This window comes from Bradyrhizobium sp. T-1, from assembly GCF_053592855.1.
On record NZ_CM132115.1, the window covers coordinates 6,100,978 to 6,116,000 of the forward strand.

At 64.1% G+C, this 15,023-nt stretch carries 11 protein-coding genes and 1 pseudogene; 4 read left to right on the forward strand and 8 right to left on the reverse strand.

Annotated elements, in window-relative coordinates; translation table 11 throughout:
- Positions 1–35 precede the first annotated feature (35 nt).
- The 3 genes and pseudogenes from ACWAT4_RS29280 to ACWAT4_RS29290 all read right to left on the reverse strand — a co-directional run.
- Positions 36–368 (reverse strand): annotated as a pseudogene (locus ACWAT4_RS29280) (TRAP transporter small permease); the annotation flags it as partial.
- A 234-nt stretch (positions 369–602) separates the two neighbouring features.
- Positions 603–1,616 (reverse strand): DctP family TRAP transporter solute-binding subunit, encoded by a 1,014-nt coding sequence (locus ACWAT4_RS29285; RefSeq protein WP_212297848.1) that lies wholly within the window; start codon positions 1,614–1,616, stop codon positions 603–605.
- Between the two features lie 216 nt (positions 1,617–1,832).
- Positions 1,833–2,603, reverse strand: a complete 771-nt coding sequence (locus tag ACWAT4_RS29290; RefSeq protein WP_212297847.1) for a methyltransferase domain-containing protein — start codon at positions 2,601–2,603, stop codon at positions 1,833–1,835.
- 144 nt (positions 2,604–2,747) lie between these two features.
- On the opposite strand from ACWAT4_RS29290, the gene ACWAT4_RS29295 reads away from it, so the two are divergent.
- Positions 2,748–3,491 carry an SDR family NAD(P)-dependent oxidoreductase gene (locus ACWAT4_RS29295; protein WP_212425047.1) on the forward strand — a complete coding sequence of 248 codons (744 nt, stop codon included), beginning with the start codon at positions 2,748–2,750 and terminating at the stop codon, positions 3,489–3,491.
- Positions 3,492–3,519: 28 nt separating this feature from the next.
- Here ACWAT4_RS29295 and acnA read toward each other — a convergent pair whose 3' ends face one another.
- The 3 genes from acnA to ACWAT4_RS29310 form a co-directional block, all read right to left on the reverse strand.
- Entirely contained in the window at positions 3,520–6,105 is a 2,586-nt protein-coding gene (gene acnA, locus ACWAT4_RS29300; RefSeq protein ID WP_449728691.1) for an aconitate hydratase AcnA, read from the reverse strand.
- 12 nt (positions 6,106–6,117) lie between these two features.
- On the reverse strand, positions 6,118–7,431 hold the full coding sequence (locus tag ACWAT4_RS29305; protein ID WP_449728692.1) for an MFS transporter: 1,314 nt from the start codon (positions 7,429–7,431) through the stop codon (positions 6,118–6,120).
- A 114-nt stretch (positions 7,432–7,545) separates the two neighbouring features.
- The gene (locus tag ACWAT4_RS29310) at positions 7,546–8,421 is read right to left on the reverse strand and encodes a GntR family transcriptional regulator (RefSeq protein WP_212297844.1); all 876 of its coding nucleotides are present in this window, start codon (positions 8,419–8,421) and stop codon (positions 7,546–7,548) included.
- 154 nt (positions 8,422–8,575) lie between these two features.
- On the opposite strand from ACWAT4_RS29310, the gene ACWAT4_RS29315 reads away from it, so the two are divergent.
- The gene (locus ACWAT4_RS29315; RefSeq protein ID WP_449728693.1) at positions 8,576–9,808 is read left to right on the forward strand and encodes a lactonase family protein; all 1,233 of its coding nucleotides are present in this window, start codon (positions 8,576–8,578) and stop codon (positions 9,806–9,808) included.
- A 229-nt stretch (positions 9,809–10,037) separates the two neighbouring features.
- Here the strand turns inward: ACWAT4_RS29315 and ACWAT4_RS29320 are convergent, their stop codons facing one another.
- Positions 10,038–11,099, reverse strand: coding sequence for an isocitrate/isopropylmalate dehydrogenase family protein (locus tag ACWAT4_RS29320; protein ID WP_449728694.1), 1,062 nt, complete (start codon positions 11,097–11,099; stop codon positions 10,038–10,040).
- A 132-nt stretch (positions 11,100–11,231) separates the two neighbouring features.
- Here ACWAT4_RS29320 and ACWAT4_RS29325 point away from each other — a divergent pair, with 132 nt between their 5' ends.
- The gene (locus ACWAT4_RS29325; RefSeq protein WP_449728695.1) at positions 11,232–12,620 is read left to right on the forward strand and encodes an MFS transporter; all 1,389 of its coding nucleotides are present in this window, start codon (positions 11,232–11,234) and stop codon (positions 12,618–12,620) included.
- Between the two features lie 5 nt (positions 12,621–12,625).
- Here ACWAT4_RS29325 and ACWAT4_RS29330 read toward each other — a convergent pair whose 3' ends face one another.
- Positions 12,626–14,245, reverse strand: coding sequence for a B12-binding domain-containing radical SAM protein (locus ACWAT4_RS29330; RefSeq protein WP_449728696.1), 1,620 nt, complete (start codon positions 14,243–14,245; stop codon positions 12,626–12,628).
- A 328-nt stretch (positions 14,246–14,573) separates the two neighbouring features.
- On the opposite strand from ACWAT4_RS29330, the gene ACWAT4_RS29335 reads away from it, so the two are divergent.
- Positions 14,574–15,023, forward strand: coding sequence for a (2Fe-2S)-binding protein (locus tag ACWAT4_RS29335; RefSeq protein ID WP_449728697.1), 450 nt, complete (start codon positions 14,574–14,576; stop codon positions 15,021–15,023).

Sequence of the window (15,023 nt, forward strand, 5' to 3'; positions counted from 1 at the left end):
CGGAAGCACATCAGGCCTGAACCGAGCGGGATCGCCAGATAGACGAACCACATCGGCGCTTCGAGATCGTTCGACTGCTGGCCGGTCTTGAACATCTCGCTGACAAAGGAGGCACCGAAGGTGGCGATCATGCCGGTGAACAGCGCGCCGCACAGCAGCGAGAACAGGATGACGTGCTTGCGCGAGTGCTCGGGCAGGCGGTTGACGAGCAGATCGACGCCGACATGGATGCCGGTGCGCACGCCATAGGCCGCGCCGAACTTCGCCATCCAGATGAACATGTAGATGCAGAGTTCCTGCGCCCAGGACAGGTCCAGCTCGGACATGAAGGTAAACACCGCCATCGACAGCGATGCCAGCCAGGTCATCCCGTGCGCGGTGGCCCATCGCGACAGGTTGATCGATTCGCCCGCACCGTAGCGGTGCACGACGGCGATGAAGATCAGTCCGGTTGCAGCCGCAATGAGCGTCGCGATCAACCATTCTTCGAGATGATTGAGCACCTGGTTGAGCACGCGCAGCAAATTGAGTCCCCCTATCGATACGAAACGGTCGGGAGCGTTCACTCCCGACCGTTGTTATTTGCGTTTCCGGGAAACGCGTCAGTTCATCTTGACGTCGAGTTCCTTGGAGATGAGGTCGAGCACTTCCTGTCCAACCCGGCCCTTCGCCCATTTATAGGTCGGCTGCATCGCCTCCTGCCACGCCTTGCGATCGGCGTCGCTCAGATAATGCAGCGTGGTCTTGCCCGCCTTCTTGATCTCGGCCAGCGCGTCCTCGTTCTCCTGGTGTGCGATCTGGTTGGTATAGTCGGTCGCCTCCGCCATCGCCTTGTCGAGCTGGGTGCGGATGTCAGGCGGCAGGCCGGACCAGAATTTCGAGTTGACGATGACGGCGTATTGCAGATGCGCGTGATAGGACACCGTGATGTCCTTCTGCACCTCGTAGAACTTCTGCGTCAGATAGTTGGACGCCGTGTTCTCGCAGCCGTCGACCACGCCGGTCTGCAGCGCCTGATAGACTTCGGAGAACGCCATGATCTGCGGGATCGAGCCCATCAGACGGAAATACTGATCGGCGATCTTGGATCCGGAGATGCGGAATTTCAGGCCCTTGAAATCCTCCGGCTTCATCAGCGGGCGATTCGACGACACCATGTGGAAGCCATTGTCCCAATAGGCGAGTCCGGTGATGCCCTTGGCCTCCAGCTTCTGGAACAGCCACTTGCCGACCGTGCCCTTCATCGCGCTGGAATAAGTCGCGTCGTCCTTGAACAACCAGGGCAGGTCGAGCGCCTCGAACTCCTTGATGCCGAGCGGGGCGAATTTCGCAGTCGAAGGCGCCAGCATCTGCACCGAACCGAGCTGCAGCGCCTCGATCTCCTCCTTGTCCTTGTAGAGCGAGGAGTTCGGGTAGACTTCGATCTTGACCTTGCCGTCGGTGTACTTCTCGGCGAGCTCCTTGAACTTGAGCGCGCCCTTGCCCTTCGGCGTATCGTTGGCCACGACGTGGCTGAACTTGATGATGATCGGGCTTTGAGCCTGAGCCAAGTCCGAAGACAGGACCGGAGCCAAAGCGAACGCGGCAGCCGCGACCGCAAAGAGCAGTTTGCGCATGAAGGACCTCCCCAATAACCTCGGAAACCGGGTTCTTTTTTGTTTTACGGTTTCAGTAGTGGCAGCAATCCGCACCCCGAACAACTAGACCTAAGCCCAATTTGCCGCAGCGAAGCTATGCCGCAGGGAGGCTATCTTGATGGCGGTCGCATGCGCAACCCGGCGCTCGCTCCGCCCCGGGGAGCGAGCGCTTATGTCGCATCGCAGAAAAGACGATTAACTTTTGCGCTGGGCGACCATGAACAGCCGCCTGAACGGGAACAGCGTCTGCCCCGCTTCATTCTTGGGATAGGCCTTGGCCACCCGCGTCCCGTAGGCCGCTTCGAACGCTGCCTTCTCGTCGCCCTCGAGCACATCGAGATACCGCGTCAGCCAGGTGCCCTTGGTCCATTCCTTCACCGGATTTTCGCCTTCGAGCACCTGAAGGTATTCGGTCTCCCAGATATCGATGTTCTCGGACAGCGGCGCGAGCAAATCGTGATAAAAGGCCGGCCCCTCCACCGGCGGCGGCGTCACGAGGTGCTCGACCTTGGACCGCCAGGGCCCATTCAGGGCGGTCTCGCCGATCAGGACATGCGACGGCGCCAGGAAGTTGCGCGGCATCTGCACCGCAAGTATCCCGCCGGGCGCGACCTTCTCCATCACCGAGGGGAAGAGTGCCGCGTGATTGGGCAGCCAGTGCAGTGCGGCATTGGAATAGACGACGTCATATTGCTTGGCGGGGTGCCAATGGCCGAGGTCTTCATGTGACCATTCCACCTCAGGCGCGGCCTTGCGCCCCGCTGCAACCATCTCGGCCGAGCCTTCGACGCCGGTCACCGCGGCCGAGGGCCAGCGCTCCTTGATCAGCTTGGTGACATTGCCGGCGCCAGCGCCGAGGTCCGCGACCGTGCGCGGGCCGACGTCGGGAATGCGCATCAACAGGTCGACCGCGGGCCGGAGCCTGTGGCCGGAGAATTTCAGATATTGCTGCGGATCCCAGACCATTGGTCGAGCCTTTTCTTTTTGGTGTTTCCTTCGCGAGGCCTCTTGGTTACCACTGCTCGTCCCGCCCAGGCAATTCGGTAGAGCCCGCGGGACGGGCTGGAAACGAAACCAAGAAGCAAGACCCCATCAAGAGAGCGTGTGACCATGGACCTCGGGCTCAAATCGAAAACCGCTGTTGTCACCGGAGCGAGCATCGGCATCGGCCGTGCCATTGCCAAGGGCTTGGCTGCCGAAGGCGTGCGCGTCGTCGGCGTGGCGCGGCGGACCGACCTGCTCGCCGAACTCGTGCAGGAGGTCGGCGGCGGCTTGATCACGCCGCTCGAGCAGGACGTGATGGCCAAGGACGCCGCCGAGAGGATCGCAGCCTTCGCCGTGAGCGAGCTCGGCCATGTCGACATCCTCATCAACAATGCCGGCGGCAGCCGCCCCTTGCCGGTCGATGCGCCCGACAGCAAATGGGACGAGGCGATCGCGCTCAATTTCACCAGTTATCGCCGCATCGCCCATGCGCTGCTGCCGCAGATGATCGACCGCAAATGGGGCCGCATCGTCAACATCACCGGCAAGTCCGAGCCGGAAGGCCTCAACGCCGCCTTCGCCGCGAAGGCCGCCGTCCACGCCTGGGCCAAGGGCCTGTCGCGCGAGATCGGCGAGCACGGCATCACCATCAACTGCATCCCGCCCGGCCGCATCATGAGCGAGCAGATCCGCCGCAACTATCCGCCGGATTATCGCGAGCGCTTTGCCGAGGAGGAGATTCCGGTCGGCTATTGGGGCGAGCCGGAGGACCTCGCCGCGCTCGCGGTGTTCCTGGCATCGCCAGTGGCGCGCTACATCACGGGGACGGTGATCCCGGTGGATGGGGGATTGCGACGGTATCAGTTCTAGGGGGCGGGCTGCTCAAGTCCGCCCGCGCTCACAAGGCGCGCCGCAAGATCAGCGGCAGCAGGCCGCCCGCTCCGAGGACGTCGCATTCGAGGCTGGTTTCGATCGCAGCGATGGCCGCAAAGCCGTCTATCTCGCCGCCGTCGCGCAGAATGCGTACGGGCACGCGGCCGCGCGGCCGGATCGCATCCATGGGCGCATTGACCTCGATCTGATCGGTCGGGCGAAGGCCGAGCTCTTGCGGTCTGCGATCGCCAGGCAGACGCAGCGGCAGCACGCCCATTCCGATCAGGTTGGAGCGATGGATGCGCTCGAAGCTGAGCGCCAGCACGGCCCGCACGCCAAGCAGGGCCACGCCCTTGGCGGCCCAGTCGCGCGACGAGCCCATGCCGTAGCGCTCGCCAGCGAGCACGACGACGGAGCGGCCCTCCTCCTCATAGCGATCCGCCGCGCGCCACAGCGACAGGCGCTCGCCTGAACGGGCGTGAACCGTGGTACCGGGGCGAAGGTCTGCGGCCAGATGATTGCGGACGTTCTTGTTGGTGAAGAGACCTCGCAGCATCACCTCCCAATTGCCGCGACGCGAGGCGAAGACGTTGAGATCATCGGCCACCTCGCCGCGCGCGATCAGATAGTCGCCGGCATCGCCCGCCGCGGGAATCGCACCGGCCGGCGAAATGTGGTCGGTCGTGATGTCGTCGCCGAGCACCAGCAGCGGCGTCGCCGCATAGTGGCCGAGGCGCGTGCCCTTGCCGAGGCTCGCGAAGGGCGGACGACGGATATAGGTGGAGGCCTGGTCCCAGGGAAACAGCGCGGCACCGGGTGCATCGAGCGCGGCCCAATCGGCGCTGGCTTCGGCCGCATCATAGGCAGTCGCGTAGTCACGGACATCGCGCGCCTTGGCCAGGGCCCCATCGATCTCGGCGCCGGTCGGCCAGAGGTCGGCAAGACGGACGTCGCGCCCGGCAGCATTGCGTCCGATCGGATCGTTCAGGATGTCGCGCCGCGCATCGCCTGCGAGCGCGAACGCGACGACTAGCGGCGGCGAGGCCAGGAAGCCGTTCTCGACCTGGCTATGAACGCGGCCGGGGAAATTTCTGTTACCCGAGAGCACGGCAACCGGCGCGATTTTTTGCAACGTCATGGCCTCGACCATCGCAGGCGCGAGCGGCCCGGAATTGCCGATGCAGGTGGTGCAGCCATAGCCGACAATGCCAAAACCCAGCGCGTCGAGATCATCCATCAGACCGGCCCGGCGCAGATAGGCTTCCGCGGTCGGCGACCCAGGTGCGAGAGATGTCTTTACCCAGGCCGGCGGCGTGAGGCCGTGCTGCCGGGCCTTGCGGGCGACGAGGCCAGCGGCGATCAGCAGGCGCGGATCCGAAGTATTGGTACAGCTCGTGATTGCGGCGATCGCGACCGAGCCATCGGCTGGCACACCTGACGACGACGCACCGATATCAGCTCCGAGCGCCTCGGCAGTACGGCTCGCGGCAATACGATCCTGTGGACGGTGTGGGCCGGCGAGACTCACCTCGACCTCGTCGAGATCGATGGTGAGGGTGTCAGTATAGCGCGGATGCGCCTCCGGATCGAACCAGAGCTGCTGCCGGCGGGCATAGGCCTCGACAAGGGCGACCTGCTCGGCTGAGCGGCCGGTCTGCGCGAGATAGTCCAGGGTGTGCTGGTCGATCGGAAAGTAACCGGAATTGGCGCCGAACTCCGGCGTCATGTTGGCGACCACGGCCCGATCGCCGGCGCACAGCGTCGATACGCCAGGACCATAGAACTCGACGAAGCGGTCGGCGAGATCGATGCGCCGCAGGCGCTCGGTGACCGTGAGCGCGAGATCGGTCGCGAGCACGCCTTCGCGCAAGCGCCCGGTGAGGCGCACACCGATCACATCGGGCACGCGCATCATCACAGGCATGCCGAACATGACACTCTCGGCCTCGAGACCACCAACGCCCCAGGCCAGCACGCCGATACCGTTGATCATCGGCGTATGGCTGTCGGTGCCGATCAGCGTGTCCGGGGCCGCCCAGTGCACGCCATTGCGCTCGACATGAGTAACGACGCTCGCGAGGCGTTCGAGATTCAGCGTATGCATGATGCCGGTCCCGGGCGGATGTACGCGCACCCCCGAAAGTGCCGACGTCGCCCACTTCATGAAGCGGTAGCGCTCGGCGTTGCGCTTCAGCTCATGCTGCATGTTCTGCTTCAGCGCATCCCTGCGACCGAACACGTCGACGCCGATCGAGTGATCGGTCGAGACGTCAACCGGCAGCACGGGATTGAGCTTTGCCGGATCGCCGCCGAGCTCCGAAAGCGACGCGCGCAGCCCCGCGATATCGACCAACGCAGGTCCGCAGGTCGTGTCGTGCATCAAGATGCGCGCGGGCTGGAAGGCGATCTCGCGTTCGCTGGTGCCACGCCGGAGCCAGTCGCGGATCGCTGCAGCCGCCGCCTCGCTCTCCGCGCCGGCATGGCGCAGCACGTTCTCGAGCAGGATGCGCAGGATCACCGGCAAGCGCGTGAGATCGTCGCCGATGACCGCACGGATGCCGGCGATGCGATAGGTCTTGTCGGCGACATCGAGCGTGGTGAAATCGGCCATATCAGTTTGTCCTCAGGCGTGTTGTTCTGCCGGTTTGGCGTGCGCTGCGTCGGGGCTTTCCATCCGCGCGAACCAGGTCATCAGGAAGGAGACGAACAACAAACCGCTGAGGAACAGCAGCCCGCCATAGGTGCTCCCGGTCGCGTCCTTGATCGCACCAATCGCGTAGGGTCCCGCGAAGCCGCCGAGATTGCCGATGGAGTTGATTGCGGCGATCGAGACGGCCGCGGTCGAACGGCTCAGGAACAGCCCCGGCAGCGACCAGAACGGCGATTTGAACGCGTAGAGGCCGGCAAGCGACAGCGAGATCAGCGCCATCGCCGCTGCGGGCTGTACGACGAGACCGGTGCAGGCGAGCGCGACCGCGCCCAGCAGCAGCGGCAGCGCCGAATGCTTCTGACGTTCACCGGTACGGTCTGAGTTGCGCGACCACAGCACCATCGCGACGGTCGCAAAGGCGTAAGGCAGCATCGCGATGAGGCCGATCTCGAAATTGGAAAGCTGGCCCGACATGCCCTTGATGATCTGCGGCATCCACAGGCCGATGCCGAGATTGCCGACCTGGTAGATGAAATAGATCACCGACAGGAACAGCACCTTTGGATTGGTGATGGCGGCGATGACGCCGAGATGCTCGACATTGGGACGCGCCGCATGGTCCTTGCGCAGCTCTCCGGTGAGCCAGTCGCGCTCCTCAGTGGTCAGCCAGCGCGCTTCTTCAGGTCGATCGGTCATGATGAAGTAGTTGGCGACACCCGCAATCATGGCCGGACCGCCCTCGAGCAGAAGCATCCAACGCCAGCCGCTGAGGCCAAAGCCGGAGACGTGGTCCATGATCCACGTGCTGAGCGGCGCGCCCAAGAGATAAGAGACCGGGATCGCGGCCGTGAACAGTGCGACGGTGGTGGCCTGCTCCTTGGCGCGGAACCAGTAGGTCAGATAAATGATGATGCCGGGGAAGAAACCGGCCTCGGCGACGCCGAGCAGGAAGCGCAGCAAGTAAAGCTGCGTCGCGCTCTGCACGAAGGCCGTGGCGGTCGCGACGATGCCCCATGTGATCAGGATCCGCGAGATCCAGATTCGTGCGCCGTATTTGTTCAGCGCGACATTGCTCGGCACCTCGAACAGGAAATAGCCGATGAAGAAGATGCCGGCCGCGAAGCCAAAGGCTTCGCTGGTAAGTGCCAGCTCCTTGTTCATCTGCAAGGCGGCGTAGCCGATATTGGCGCGATCGAGATAGGAGATCACGTAGAGCGCGAAGCAATAGGGCACGATGCGCCAGAACACCTTGCGCATTGTGGACTGCTCGACTGACGTCGTGGACATGGCGGCGCATCCTCAGGGCTTGTGGTTGTGGGCGCGCTTGTCCGTGCCTGCGGCAGCCGCCTTCAGGCCCTTATTGCATTTTAAAATATAAAATGCAAATCCGACAGCCTTGAGTCAAGCGCGGGGAATCTTGATTAGCCCCGCGCCCGAGATATGGACCCTGAGGAAGTCGGACGCCTCCTGGCGCAGCCCTTTCTCCAGCAAATCCAGGATGTTGAGATGCTCGCGGCACTGCTGAGGCAGGCGGCTACGGTCGACCGTGATGCGGTATTCGACGAGACGACGCAGCCGATTGACCCGTTTGACCGCGTCGAGGAAGAAAGGATTGCCACCGCACACCATCAGCATTTCGTGGAAGTCGTTGTTGGCCGCAAAAATCTCTGCGCGCGAGGCCCGCTTGTAGCCGCCGCCGAGCATCCATTGCTGCTTGTCGCGCGCCTCCGCGAAAGCTCCGTGATCGACCTCGAAGCTCGGCAGCATCAGCGCCTGGGGCTCGAGCGCGATACGCAATTGATAGCCCTGCTGGTAGCTTTCCCGCGAGGTAAGAAGCGGCCCGAAGGCCCAGCCATTGCCCGGGAGACGTTCCATCCAACCTTCGTCGGCGATCTTGTTGAGAACTTTCAGCAGACGGCTTCGCGACAGGCCATACCGGCGCATCAGCTCGCTTTCGCTGACGCGCTCCGGCAGATTGCCGGACAGGCGGTCCTCTGCGATCGCGAAATACCATTCATCCTCCTGCACCTCGCCCTCGTCCACGGCGTCGGGCAGCTCGCGCGCGCTCTTGACCAGGAAGAAGCCGCGGTTCGGCTCGGATCGCACGACTTTCATGTCTTCCAGCATCTGCAGCGCGGCGTTGATGGGAGCGCGCGAGACCCGCAGCGCATCCGCCAGCGTCTGGCTCGGCAGATGCTGGTCCGCCTGGAGATCGTTGAGGCGGATGTATTCGAGAATCCGCGCGGTCATCTGGGCGGCTAGATTGGGACGGGGCATGCGCGCGACTCGGATGGATCGACCTCAAAGCATTGTCTGACCCCGGCGACAGGCACAAGCCAGTCGAACTTCGGGCCATTGTGCCCATCGTAAATTTGTGTTTTAAAAAATAAAAGACAATTTTGGGCGAGCGGTGGCACCGGGGATTTTGTCGATGGACGCTGATCGTACCGATGCAACGCTGAAGCCGGAGCTGTCCCGGCGGCGGCTGGCGCAGCTTACAATGGGCGGAGCCCTCGCCATGGCTGGCGCCGCCATGCCGTCTCGATCGCCCGCACAAACGCGCCATGCGCAGGGAAACCAGACCATGTCCGAAGGACCCGCTTCGTATGTCTATGTCGGCGCACGCACCACGAAGGAGCGCAACGCCAGCGGCGACGGTCTCAATGTTTATCGCATGGACAATGCGACGGGCGCGTGGACCCACCTCCAGCTGCTCGACGACCTCGTCAATCCCTCGTTCCTTGCGTTCGACCGTAGCAGGCGCTTCCTCTACACCGTGCATGGCGACCTCAACGACATCACCGCGATGGCGATTGATGCCGGTAGCGGCCGGCTGCGGGTGATCAACCGCCGGAGCACGGACGGCAAGAACCCCGTGCATCTCGCCATCGATCCCAGCAATCGCTACGTTGTGGTCGCCAACCACATCACCTCGTCGCTGGCGCTGCTGCCGCGTCAGGAGGACGGCGCGCTCGGCGCGGTGATCGACCTTGTCAAGCTGGAGGGCAAGATTGGCCCGCACCGGGTGGAGCAGCCTTTTGCAAAGCCGCACCAGGTGGAATTCGATCCGTCCGGCACTTTCATCGTCGTCCCGGACAAGGGGCTTGATCTCGTTTTCACGTACCGGATCGACGCAGAGAAAGGAAAGCTCGTTCTCGCTTCGAAGCCGGTTCAGGCGCGCGAAGGCGCAGGGCCGCGTCACATCGCGTTTCATCCCACCGGCAAGCTCGCCTATGTCGTCAACGAGCTGGACTCGACGGTGACGGCGTATCGTTTCGACCCGGCCAGCGGCGCGCTCTCGCCGTTTCAGGTCGTCTCAGCCGTGCCCGACAGCTTCACCGGCAACAGCCGGGCGGCGGAGATCGCGGTCTCGGCCGACGGCCGCTACGTCTATGCCTCAAACCGCGGCAACGACAGCCTCGCGATCTATGCCATCGACGCCGCGAGCGGCCGACTGGCGCCAAGAGGCTGGACCCCGAGCGGCGGCAAAACCCCGCGATTTTTCGCACTCGGCGCGTCAGATCGATTTTTGTTTGCCGCCAACGAAGACAGCGACATGGTGACCATGTTCACGCGCGCGCCTGATGGGCTTCTCGCGGCGACCGGCAACGTCGTGAAGGTGGGAAGTCCGGTGTGTATTCTTTTCAGGGAGAGCCAGGCATAGCCGGCCCGTCAGTCCGCGACATTCGAGCACGTCATCGACATTTGGCCTTCGCAACCACCCCATGATGACATCGTGCCGGTGTTTTGCCCGACGTGTCAACCTGGCCAGAGCGCAAGAGGTGCTGCGCAGCCGTCTAAGAATCCCCTTGCCGTTCAAGGGGCCTTCTACTGTGCATGGGGTTGTTTTCGAGCTTCTTGTTTCGATGTGAAGGAAAAGAGCGGGCGAAAGCTCATTCCGCCTGCAGGATCTCCGCGATCGCGGCGCCCGCTGCGACGGTGCCGAGCTTGCCGCCGACGTCGCGTGTCGCCCTGCCCTCGCCAATCGCCTTCGCCACCGCCGCCTCGATCGCACGCGCCGCTTCCTCGTAGCGGACCGCGCCGCTTCTCTCGCCGTGCCAGCCGAGCAGCAGCGCCGTCGAGAGGATCAGCGAGACCGGGTTGGCAACGTCCTGCCCTGCGATGTCGGGCGCCGAGCCGTGCGCGGCCTGCGCCATCGCGTAGCGGTCGCCGACATTGAGCGAGCCGCCGAGGCCGAGGCTGCCCGAGAGCTCCGCCGTGAGATCGGACAGGATGTCGCCGAACATGTTGGTGGCAACGATGACGTCGAAGCGTTCGGGGTTGCGCACCACATGCGCCATCATGGCGTCGACCAAGATGTCGTCGACCGCAAGGCCGGGATAGGACCTCGCCACCGCGCGGCAGATGTCCAGAAACATGCCGTCGCCGATCTTGAGCACGTTGGCCTTGTGCACGATGGTGAGATGCTTGCGCCGCTTCATCGCCAGCCGGCAAGCGGCATGCGCAATGCGCTCGCAGCAGAGGCGCGTGATCCGGCGCAGCGAGATCACGACGTCGGACGTGACCAGCATCTCGCCGTTACCCTGCTCCATGTTGCGGTCGGCGTAAAACCCTTCGGTGTTCTCACGCACCACGACGAGGTCGAAATCGCCGATGCGGCCGGGCCGTCCGGCATAGGTGCGCGCAGGCCTGACATTGGCGTAGAGATCGAGGTTCTTGCGGAAGTGGCGCGACGGGTTGATCTCGCCGTGCGCCTCGTCCTTGAAGTCGAAGGTCGCGGTCGGTCCCAGGATCAGGCCGTCGGCGGCGCGGACGATGTCGAGCAGCTCGGGGCGCACCGTGGTGCCTGACAGCTTCAGGCTCGCATGCCCGACCGCGTGCTCCTCCAGCCGCAGATTGAGCTGGAAGCGTTCGGACGCCGCGCGCAGCACGCCCGATGTCGCGGCCGTGATCTCCGGTCCGATCCCGTCCCCCGGCAGAACGACGATGTGCATGGTGATTCCCCGTGAGAGCGCCTGACCTTCGCGCATACAATGCATGCAAGCATATGCCTGTGGAAGCCGCCCCAAGCGTAGTACATGCGAAAACCCCACCGAAGCCAGGCCGCCGGAGCAAAGCGCAAGGCAATGACAATCACGTTACCTGCCGCTGCGCGCGAGCCCGATCGTCCAGTTGCCGATGGCCTGCCGGCGGAGCAGCGCCGCTGGGCGATCGCCGCGATCTTCACCGCGCTGGCGATGGCCTCGCTCGACACCGCGATCGCCAACATCGCGCTGCCCGCGATCGCGACTGATCTGCATGTCAGCCCGGAGCAGTCGGTCTGGGTGGTCAACGTCTACCAGATCGCGCTGGTCGCGACCCTGCTGCCGCTCGGCGCGCTCGGCGAGATCGTCGGGCACCAGCGCATCTATCTCGGCGGCCTCGTGCTGTTCACCGTCGCTTCGCTGCTCTGCGCGGTCGCCTGGTCGCTGGACAGCCTGCTGGTCGCACGCACGCTGCAGGGCCTGGGCGCCAGCGGCATCATGAGCGTCAACACCGCGCTGGTGCGCTTCGTCTACCCCGGCCGGATGCAGGGCCGCGGCTTCGGCCACAATGCACTCGTGGTTGCAACCGCCTTCACCTTCGGCCCTTCGATCGCATCTGCGATCCTTGCGGTTGGCCCGTGGCCGTGGCTGTTCGCCGTCAACATCCCCTTCGGCCTCGTCGCCACCGGCATCGGTTTTGCGATGCTGCCGAAGACGCCGCGCGCCGATCACGGTTTTGATTTCCTCGGCGCGCTTCTCACCGCAATCTGCCTCGGCCTGTTCATCACGGGCATCGGCAGCGCCGCGCATAATCTGTCGCCGGTCGTCGTGACCGTCGAGCTGGTCACGGCGCTCTCGCTCGGCTTCATCCTGACGCGGCGGCACGCCGATCACCCCGCGCCGATGCTGCCGATCGATTTGTTCAGCCGGCCGATGTTTGCGTTGTCGGCGGCGACGGCGGTCTGCTCCTTCGCGGTGCAAGGCCTCGCCTTCGTCTCGCTGCCGTTCTACTTCGAGGACGTGCTCGGGCGCTCCCAGGTCGAGACCGGGTTCTTCATGACGCCGTGGCCGCTGGTCGTCGGCATCATGGCGCCGATCGCCGGACGCCTCTCCGATCGCCATCCGGTCGGTCTCCTCGGCGGCGTCGGCCTCATTCTGCTCGGCCTCGGCATGGCGCTGCTCGCGCTGCTGCCGGCGAATCCAGGCATTCCTGATATCGTCTGGCGGATCATGATCTGCGGCATGGGCTTTGGCTTCTTCCAGGCGCCGAACATGAAGGCGATCATGTCAAGCGCACCGCCGCATCGCGGCGGCAGTGCCTCCGGCATCGTCGCCACGGCGCGCCTGACCGGGCAGACGACCGGCGCGGCGCTTGCCGCGGCATGCTTCGCGCTCGCCGGCCACAACGGCGCCACCGTCGCGCTGGCGCTCGGGGCAGGCTTTGCCGCGCTCGGCAGCGTGATGAGCTTCCTGCGATTGGCCGTGAAGTAAGACGTTCAGGCCAAGTGTCGTGCCGCCGTGACGTCAATCGCCGGCGCCGGGATCACCGGCTCGTCGTCGAGCGCGGCCAAGCGCGCGTCGATGGCATCGATGACCTTGCGCGAGAACGGTCCGAGATGGGCATAGGCCGCGATCATCTGCACGGCGATGCGTGCCGACGAGGTGTCGCGCTTGGCGCAATTCATGAAGGTCTGCCAGAGCGGCCCGCGTGCTTCGGGGATTGCGGTGACCACACGATGCACCGTCTCCATCGCCCCGACCCGCGCGCGGATGTCGCCCTCGGCGAGCTCATGGCGCTGCCTCGAGCGGTCGAGCAGCGTCATCAGCTTGTCGACACGCCTCGCATAGGCGGCTGGACTATAGATCCGCTCCAGCACGTTCCTGTAGTCCTTCAGGATATCGCGTAGCGGCCGCACCGGATCGAAATTGATGCCGCCGGTGCACTGGTCGCCGCCGGTCGTCGAGGCGAGATCATGGTCCGGATGCAGACGGCCTTCCTTGGCGAGCCGCCGCGTGAGCTGCGTGTTCGGCAAGGCATAGAGCAGGCCAACCATGGCGACGGGAATCGCGGCCTCCTCGATGAAATCGACCATCGCATCCGCCATCGAGACTTTCTCGTTGTCGAAGCCGACGATGAAGCCGGCGGTGACGAGCATGCCGGCGGCGTAGATCTTGTGGATGCTCTCGGCGATGTTGCGCCGCGTGTTCTGCTTCTTCCGCATCGCGACCAGCGTTGCGGGATCCGGACTTTCGATGCCGACGAAGATGCCGAAGAAATTCGCCGCGCCCATCAGCTCCAGCAATTCGGGATCGTCGGCCAGATTGACGGAGGCTTCGGTCGACAGCTCGAAGGGATAGCCGTGCGCGCGCTGCCATTCGGCGAGTTGGGGAAGGAATTGGCGCAGCGACTTCTTGTTGCCGATGAAATTGTCGTCGACGAAGTCGAGATGGCCGCGATAGCCCATCTGGTAGAGCCGCTCGAGTTCGACGAACATCTGCTCGGTCGTCTTGGTCCGCGGCACGCGGCCATAGAGCTCGATGATGTCGCAGAACTCGCAGGTGAACGGACAACCGCGCGAATACTGCACACCGAGATAGAGATAGTCCTCGAACTTGAGCAGATCGAAGCGCGGCACCGGCGTCCGGGTAACATCGGCCTGGAATTTGGGCGCGGTGAAGACTCCGGCGCGCTTGCCACTGTCCCAAGCTGCGATGAATTCGTGGATGACGCCCTCGGCCTCACCTAGCACCTGGAAGTCCGCGCTGGCATAGATGTGAGGACTCGACGTCGGATCTGGCCCGCCGACCACCACCGGCTTGCCCGCGGCGTGGCACTTGTCGATCAGAATAAGCGTGTCGGCCTGCTGCGGCAGCATGCCGCCGGTGAAGACCACGTCGGCCCAGGCGAGATCGTCGTCGCCGAAGGTTTGCGTGTTGCAATCGATGAGCCGGACAGTCCAGCTCTCCGGCAACATCGCCGCAACGGTGATCAGGCCCAGCGGCGCGGCAGGGCGCCGCACCCCCATCAGCTTGCAGGACTCGCCAAAACTCCAGAAGGACTCCGCGGTGAACAGCGGATAGAGCATGAGCACGTTGCAGGGCTGCGGCACGTTCACGAAACTCCCATGGAACTCTTAGAGGCTTTGAGTCAGTGTAGCAAAGCATCGTGGTCTTGCACCCAGGCAAAAGGGACAAGCTGTCGCGCTCTCTTCGCGCCCGGACGTCGCCTCAGACCAAGCCACCGGCGTCCAGGGAGATGGCGCAATCCGGGCACAGGCCCGGCCCTTCTCAGAACGCGCACAACACCGCCCGGTCCATAATTTTCCCGCAGCCGCGAGAATCTTCGATAGCTGCCCCTCGGACTCTTGATTTGAACAGTTCCAGTTTGCCGGACACATTGCGCCGCTGAGTCCATCGGTGGATGGGCCAATCAGGGGATTTGCAATGGCAAACCTAACAATCAACGGAAAAAACTTCACGCTCGACGTCGAGCCGGACACCCCGCTGCTTTGGGCGATCCGCGAGAATGCTGGCCTCACTGGCACCAAATATGGCTGCGGCATTGCACAATGCGGCGCCTGCACCGTCCATATCGACGGCGTCGCCACCCGCTCCTGTGGGATCTCGGTCAGTGAGGCCGAGGGCAAGAAGATCACCACGATCGAGGGGCTCGCCTCCGGCAGCACGCTGCACAAGGTGCAGCAGGCCTGGATCGCCAAGGACGTCCCGCAATGCGGCTATTGCCAGAGCGGCATGATCATGGCGGTGGCGGCACTGCTGAGCGAGAAGCCGAAACCGACCGACGCCGACATCGATGAGGCCATCACCAATATCTGCCGCTGCGGCACCTTCCAGCAGGTGCGCGAGGCGATCCACACGATCGCTAGCGCCTAA